This is a genomic window from Imperialibacter sp. EC-SDR9 (assembly GCF_902498805.1).
Lineage (GTDB): Bacteria > Bacteroidota > Bacteroidia > Cytophagales > Cyclobacteriaceae > Imperialibacter.
This window is the reverse complement of the sequence record NZ_LR701604.1, coordinates 57,786-65,815: the sequence shown is the minus strand read 5'-3', so window position 1 is coordinate 65,815 and position 8,030 is coordinate 57,786. Positions and strand designations below refer to the sequence as shown.

Below are 8,030 nucleotides of genomic sequence, written 5' to 3'. Positions count from 1 at the left end.
CCAGGGTGTAGGTGTACGACCCAGACAAGTCCTCGCCTGTGGTAGTTAGGTTGCCCACAACCGCACCTGCTTCCAGGTTTTCCATCACCGACTGGTTGTCCAGGGTGAGGGAAGTTACCTGTGCAGGAAGATCGTTCACCGAAATGATAAACACTTCCTCCAGAGTACCACCATTCTGGTCGTCTGTTTCTATCCGAACCGAGTATGTGTCCTGAGCTTCAAAGTCCAGAACAACAGCCGTTTTTAGCTGATTTCCGGCTATGACGAATGAGCTATTGCCCTCATCTCCCGTGCCTGCTACCAGGCTGTAGAGATGTGTTTGTCCATTGTCTTCATCAGTGGTGAACACTGTGCCCACAACAGTTCCCACGGGGTTGCTCTCGTCCACCGTAGTGTTATCCAGCGCAATATCTGTGGGTATTTCATTTACATCATTGATGGTAATCACCAATGCTTTTTCGAAAAGCCCTCCGTTTTGGTCGTCGGTTTGTACCCTGATGAGGTATTCGCTTTTGGTTTCGAAGTCAAATACTTCGTCGGCTTTGAGCGCATCATCATTAATCTGGAACGATCCGTTGTCAGCGTCGCCCTCACCAGCCACGAATGTGTAGAGGTGCGTTTGTGATGTATTGCCATCCACAGCACTCAATGTTCCTATGACATCTCCCACCGAGTTGTTTTCATCGATTGTTATTTCAGAGAGGAGGATGTCAGTAGGTGCGACTTGCTGCTCGGTGATGGTTACTTCCCAAACTTGTTCTGTTCCATCTTCTGCGGTGACGGTGTAGTTCACTGCTGATGTGAAGTTTTGCGACATACCGCTGACGGGATCGCTGGTGGCACCGTCAGACAAAGTGATGGTAGGTGCCAGGGATGTCAGGCTGGTACCAGCTTCCACTTCCATGTTCACCGTATGGTTGTCGTCGTCTATTTCGGCAACATCCACCTGGTCAGTAAGCACAAATTCCAGGATGTCATTTTCTGTGTTGATCAGGAAGTCGATGCCAATACTACTGTTGGCGGTCACGGCATTGTCAACGTTTGCCGCATTGCTGTTGACGAAGGCGCTGTTGTTGAAAGTAAAGATCAACCCGGAAATATCGGTGGCGTCCTGATGCACCTCAGCTTTGCCGCTGAATGTCAATGTGGCGGAATAGCCGTCGGCGGCTACGGCGAATGATGGGACAAGACCATCGGGCAGGTTGGTGATATAGAAAGCGCTCTCGAAGGCCAATATTCCACCCGGGCTGGTAAAGGTGTCGTCCACCATATTAAGCTTCATTGATCCTTCTACGGTACCGTCGTTGGATGCTGCCTCGGTAAAGCCGCCGAGATCGATGTTGTATTGCACGATACTTCCGTTGTCTCCTTCGGCAACAAATATTCTTGAACCTGCGGGGTTTGTTGCTACGGCTGTCGGATAAACGCCATCGGTATCAAGGTCAAGATATTCTTCGTAAGTGGCACCCTGAGTGATGTCGAAAGGAGCAGTCAAGCGGTACAGCATTATGCCGTAGTAACTGTCTTCTGAGATGAGCAGGAACCTGCCGTCAGGCGAAAATGCCAAACCCGTTGGGCTGTAGTCTTCTTCTTCTGTAATGAGCGGATTACCGTCGAATACCACGCTCGACGACAAGTCGAAAGCATTGCCTACACTGTATTGAATCACGGCGTAGTTGTTGCCACCTCCTATATACATTTTGCTGCCATCAGGGCTGAATGCCAATCCATAAGGCGAACTGTCTTCATCTTCAACATAAACTGAATGGCCGCTATAGGCAACACCTGAAGTGACGTCAAATGGGGTAGTTAGATTGTACTGGTAAACTGTATAGTTGTCGCCGCCAAGTACAAACATCCTGGTTCCATCAGTCGAAAATGCAAGGTCTTCTGGATACTCGTCTTCAGCCGAAACATTAAAGGAACTTGAATAACTCACTCCGCTTGTTATTAAATAGGGTGTCGAAAGTGTGTATTGCAACACCAGAGAATTGTTGCCCCCGGCAATAAACATTTTGGTTCCGTCACTATTAAATGCGATACCGCTCGGGTAGCTGTCTTCACTGCTAATATCCAGGGGTGTCCCTGCACTTACCGCCTTCGAAACATCAAAAACATCTCCGTAGAAAACAGCAGGAAGGTTGTTCCTGAAGTCCAGATCAAATGCGGTGGTAGCAGCGACTGCGTTCGTTACGATTGATGCATTTCCGCCCGAAAAGGCAGCGTTGTTGAATGTGAATTGCAGCCCTTCGAGGCCGTCGTCATTCTGGTGGTTTGTCGCTTTACCAGTGAATGTCAGTTCGGCTGAAAAACCATCAGCAGCTACAGCTAAAACTGGAGTCAAGCCAGAAGGAAGATTGCTAACGTTGAAATGTGTTCCCTGGATAAGGTCACCATCAGCGTTGGTAAAGGAATCGTCCACCACCAGGATGGTTTGTGAACCACTAAGGCTGCCATCGTTTTTACTGCCCTCTGTAAAGCCGCTATACTTGAAATCATATTGATTGACGTCGTTATCGGATGCACCGATCACAAACATCCTCAACCCGTCGGGACTGATGACCAAATCGGTAGGGGACGTGTCCTCTCCTCCAATTGACAGCCTTGTAGGTTCCGACACTCCTGAAGTGATGTCATAAGGGTTCTCGAGATCAAATTGTCTGACCTCGTCGCCGCTGCTACCCAGGACAAAAAGCTTGTTTCCGCCAGGGGAGAATGCCAGGCCATGAGGATTATTCTGATAGTTTCCGAAATAAAACGGATTTCCGTCGAACGTAACACCGGAGGTGATATCAAACGGGGTTGCCAAGCTGAACTGGTTGACCTCGTCATCATTCGAGCCGATGATGTACATTTTGGTTCCGTTGTTATTGAAAGTGATGCCTGATGCACCCGATTCCTTTGCGAAAAAGTCGAAAGAGTCAACATAACTGCCACCGTTGGTGATATCAAACGGCGTAGTCAGGCTGTATTGAATTACGTCATCCGCCCCACCAACGATAAACATTTTGGTGCCGTCGTTGCTGAAAGCTAAACCTGTAGGTATTGTCTCTTTATCTGCAACACTAAACGGACTACCGTCAAAAGTCATACCTGCGCTTACGTCGAACGGCGTCGTGAGGCTGTACTGATATATGGCATCATGCTCGGCACCTACCAGAAACACTTTTGTGCCTGAGGGATTGAATGCCATACCCAGCATACTGGCGTCTTCTGTCTCATGGCTTGCTGAATTGCCCGCATGGGTCGTATTTTCGAAATCATACTGGTTGCCATAGACGAGGTATGGACTATTGTCCCGGAAGTCGATGCCTTCGATCGATTCATCGGTAGAGTTGTAAATACCAGCCGCCGGGTTAGTGGTAAAAGCACCATCGGTAAAGCTAATGACCAGATTGGCGATATTGTCATCATCCTGGTGTTCGGGTGCTTTACCCGAAAGTGTCAATGTGGCAAATGTTCCTCCAGGTCCTACCGAAATGGCGGGCGTTAACCCTTCTGGTAAACCTGTGACTGAATAGTGCGTGTTTTCAGAGAGCGTGCTCCCCGCATTTACGAATGTGTCGTAGGTGAGCTGTATGCCTTGTAAGCCGTCCACTTCACCGTTGTTTTTTGCTGACTCTTTAAAGCCGTCTACCGTCAGGTCGTATTGATTGACCTCCTTGCCCGCAGTGCCAACCACAAAAAGCCGGGTTCCGTTTTTTCCAAAAGCGAACCCGTAGGGCGTTTGTTCCTCAGCCCGCACATCCAGAGCGATGTTGTCGTAAGTCACTCCTGAGGATATATTGAAAGGGGTGGTCAAACTATATTGATACACCTGATCATTGGCCAGGCCGATGACAAACATCTTGAATCCATCAGGGCTAAAGGTAACTTCTGTTGGGGAATTGTCCTGCGCCGATACATCGTAAGAAACATTATCATAAGTCACTCCTCCGGCGATGTCAAATGGGTTGTTGAAGCTGTACTGAAATATTTTTTTATTGACGCCTCCCACTACAAATAATTTATCGCCATTGGTACTGATGGCGAGACCCTGCGGTGTGAGATCCTGTGCGTTGACACTAAAGCTTCCGTCGTTGGATACGCCCGACGTAACATGAAAAGGGGTGGACAGACTGTGCTGGTAAACGGCTTTGCCACCGTAGCCAACGACATACATCTTGCTACCAGTGTTGTTAAACACGATGCCTGAAGGAGCTGCATCAGCATGACTGCGTATGCCGTCGAATGAGACGCCTGCCGTAATATCAAAAGCAGTACTTAAGCTGTACTGATTTATTTCATCATCTCCCGTCCCCACTACAAACATTTTCATGCCATCGTTGCTAAAGGCGATACCATTGGGTCCACCCTCATTATTCGAAATGTTAAACTTATCGTTAAAATCTGCTCCATGGGTAAGATTATAACCGTTTACATAAGTTAATTGGGGGTTGTTATTGAAATTAATGCCAGCGCCCAGGTCAAAATGGTAGTTAAGCACAGAAGCGGCCACACCTGACACAAGTGCCGGATTTTTGAGTGTGAGCTCAAGGTTTTCAACGTTATCTGAGTTTTGGTGGCTCGTGGCCGACTCGGCAAAAGTCAGGGTAGCGGTGAGCCCATCGGCTGAAACCGTCATCATCGGTGTGAGGCCTGCAGGCACTTCCGACAGCGAAAAGGTGGTAGGATGCGCCAGGGTGCTGCCTGCATTGGCAAACTTGTCGCCGATTACGCCAATGCTAAACGATCCGTCCATGCCACCCTGATTGGCTGCGCTTTCAGAGAAGTCAGGGCTGAAAAGATTGAACATGCCAACCCTGTTGTAGTTAGATCCCACCACAAAGAGGGAGCCGGTTGGGCTAAAGGTGAATCCTGTGGGGGAAGAGTCGACACCGGAAACAGAAATGAACTTGTAGTTGTAAGTCGCTGTGGCGACGTTGAATTTTTCCGCCAGGTCGTAGGAAAAAACTTTGTCTCCGTTTTTTCCCAGCACCATTAGTTTGGTGCCGTCTGGCGAAACATAGACCGCCTGGGCGTCGCCCTCCTGGCCGCCGATGTAGAAGCTTGACTCTAGAGTGGCGGATCCGGAAAGGTCAAACGGCTTTGTCAATTTGTACTGAAAAACATTCGCATTGGTTACCACGTACATTCTCTTACCGTCAGCGCTGAAGCACAGATCGGTGGTGGTGGTGCTCTCCTGGCTGATGTCGAAGCGAATACCGTCGTAGCTTGCACCGGAGGTAATATCAAAGGCGTTGGAGAGAGAGTACTGAAGAACATCGTCACTTGAACCTCCCAGCACAAACATCTTGTGCCCGTCGTTGCTGAACTGAACTCCGTAGGGAAAGACATCCTGGGCAGAGACGCTGAAAGGAGATCCGTCCGAAGTTACGCCTGAAGTGGTTACGAATGGCTGTGTGAGGCTGAACTGGTTGACTTCCTTATCAGTAGAATTTACTGCAAACATTTTCATGCCGTCGGCACTGAAAGCTATCCCGTGGGTATTGGTGCCATAGCTTATCAGACTAAAGTAACTTGTTGAAAGATTCAAATCGCCGCTCACATCAAAGGCACCTGCGTTATATGCCAGGGCGAATGGGTCTTCGAAAGATATTTTATAGTTACTGCTGGCACCAACAGCGTTGAGCACATCCGCTGCATCGCTGCTTGTAAATGCAGAGTTGGCAAATGTAAACACCAGATCCGAAACACTATTGGCAGCGGCGTGTGCGATGGCCGAACCAGACAGCGACAAGCTGGCAGACAGACCGTCGGAAGCAACAGAAAGAACAGGACTAAGCCCGGAAGGCATGCCCGTCAGGGTGTAGTCCACACCCTGTGTAAGCGTGCCGCCACCATGAGTAAATCTGTCGTCGGCAATACGAATAGTAAGCGCATCGTCAACAGCTCCGTTATTAGAGGAAGATTCGTTGAATTGATCCGCATAGAGTTGAAGCTGAGTGATGTCATCAACACTACTCCCTAATAAAAACAATTTTGACCTATCTGCACTGAACGCAATCCCTCTTGTCGACGATTCGAAATTGTTGGTAAAAGTAAGTAACCCGTCGTCATAACCATGAGAGATCATATAGGGCGCTGAAAGTGAATATTTGTATAAGGCATTGGAAAAGATGGTATACAATGCCATGCCAGTTTGGTCAAATGCGACGTCCACTGGTGCACCACTTGGTATGTTAAAAGTAGACCTGTAAGTAACGGAGGAATTAATATCAAACGAAGAGGAAAGACTGTACTCATAAATATCGGAGCCTGATATGAACATCTTTGTGCCATCGTCATTGAAGGCAATTCCGCTCGGGCTGGTGGTTTGGGTTGCTACACTAAACGGACTGCCAACTGGCGCCAAAGTGGAATTAAGGTCGAAACCTGTAGATAGTGAATACTGGTAAACGGCGTTGCCAGTTGAACCCAGTATAAGCATTGTCGTACCATCCGAATTGAATGCAATGCCTGTTGGGTTGGTTGCAACGGAGTAAGAGTAACCACTATAGCTTGCTCCCGAGGTAACATCAAATGGGGTGGTCAGGGTATATTGATATACTTTGTCGCCAATGGTGCCTACCACAAAAAGTTTAGTACCATCTTTACTGAATGCCATTCCTTCAGGTGATGTGTCCTCGCCTGAAACTGAAAGCGTATTTTCGAACGGAATGGCCTTGGAAATGGGCCCGTAGTTACCGTAGGAGAGAGTCGGAGTCGTATTGTCCCTGAAAGCTATTTTGATTCCTGAGTTGGCTGCCACAGCATTAGAAACTGCCGAAGCGTTGCCACCCACAAAGGCAGAGTTTTCAAAGGTAAACTCCAGATCGGCAACGGAATTTGAAAACTGGTGGTCATTTGCGGTACCGGAAAACGAAAGACTTGCAGACTTTCCGTCCGAAGAGATACTTAGTGCCGGAGACAGCCCTGCCGGGAGATTGTCAATAGTATAATGCACATCATAGTCGAGCACCCCACCTGCATTGTTGAATGTTTCATCTGACAGGTAAAAAGATTTTCTGATGTCAGTAATACTACCGTCGTTGGCCAGCCCCTCGCTGATCAGAGGTGTCTTCAACTCATACTGATTTACATCATCGCCGGTATATCCGACCACATACAATCGGTTGCCACCAGCTGAGAATGTAAAACCGTAAGGAAATGTTTCCTCCGAACCAATTTTGAAATTCAATGGCTGCTTGACCATCCCGGAAAGTACATCAAACGGAACAGCGAGCTGGTATTCATTGATCGTGTGTGCATTGCCCAGTGCCCTATCCAGCACGAACAAACTTGATCCATCTGAACTAAACTGAAAATCCATCACCAGGTAGTCGGTAAGACCTCCCGTATTGCCTTCCGGGGAAAAAGACACGGAAGTGATGTCGAAGGCAGACGTGAGCTCATACTGATCGATATCACGCCCCGATCCACCTACCCACATTTTCATGCCGTCGTTTGAAAATGCGACTGCGTAAGGGTCATGCTCGAATCCGCTGAACGTAAAACTATCGTTCGTGTAAGTAACGGTTGAGGTGATGTCAAATGCAGTAGAAACCGAATATTTATATACGCTTCCCGTATTATTGCCCAATACAAACATGGTTTTTCCGTCGGGTGAGAAGGTTACGTCTAGCGGAACGTGGTCCTGGCCTGATACTAAAAATGACCCTTCAAGCAAAACAGTGGAAGTAATGTCGAAAGCAATAGATAAGCTGTACTGATGTACTGCATCTGATACAGTGCCTACTACAAACATTGTCATTCCGTCAGGGCTGAATTCGATCCCGGTCGGACCACCATCCTGGGCAGCCACGCTGAACGTGGTGGCATTGAGGGTCAGACCATTGGAAAAATCAAAGTAAGACTCATACGACAATGACTGGCTTTGAGCCATCGGCAGACTGGAAGTCGTCAACAAGGCCAGCAAAAAATACTTTAAGTGTAAAAAGGTTTTCATGGCATAAAGGTTTTAGCGATTTATGCCAGTGAAGTTGCTGTCAATACAAAAGAATGAGCCTATCCCACCCGGGTAGTTTCCT

The 8,030-nt window shown here is 48.1% G+C and carries 1 protein-coding gene; it reads right to left on the bottom strand.

The genetic code is table 11. The features are described 5' to 3' along the window. Positions 1–7,948: hypothetical protein (locus tag GC130_RS22325; protein ID WP_201568452.1), on the bottom strand; the 7,948-nt coding region annotated here is incomplete at its 3' end. Positions 7,949–8,030 lie beyond the last annotated feature (82 nt).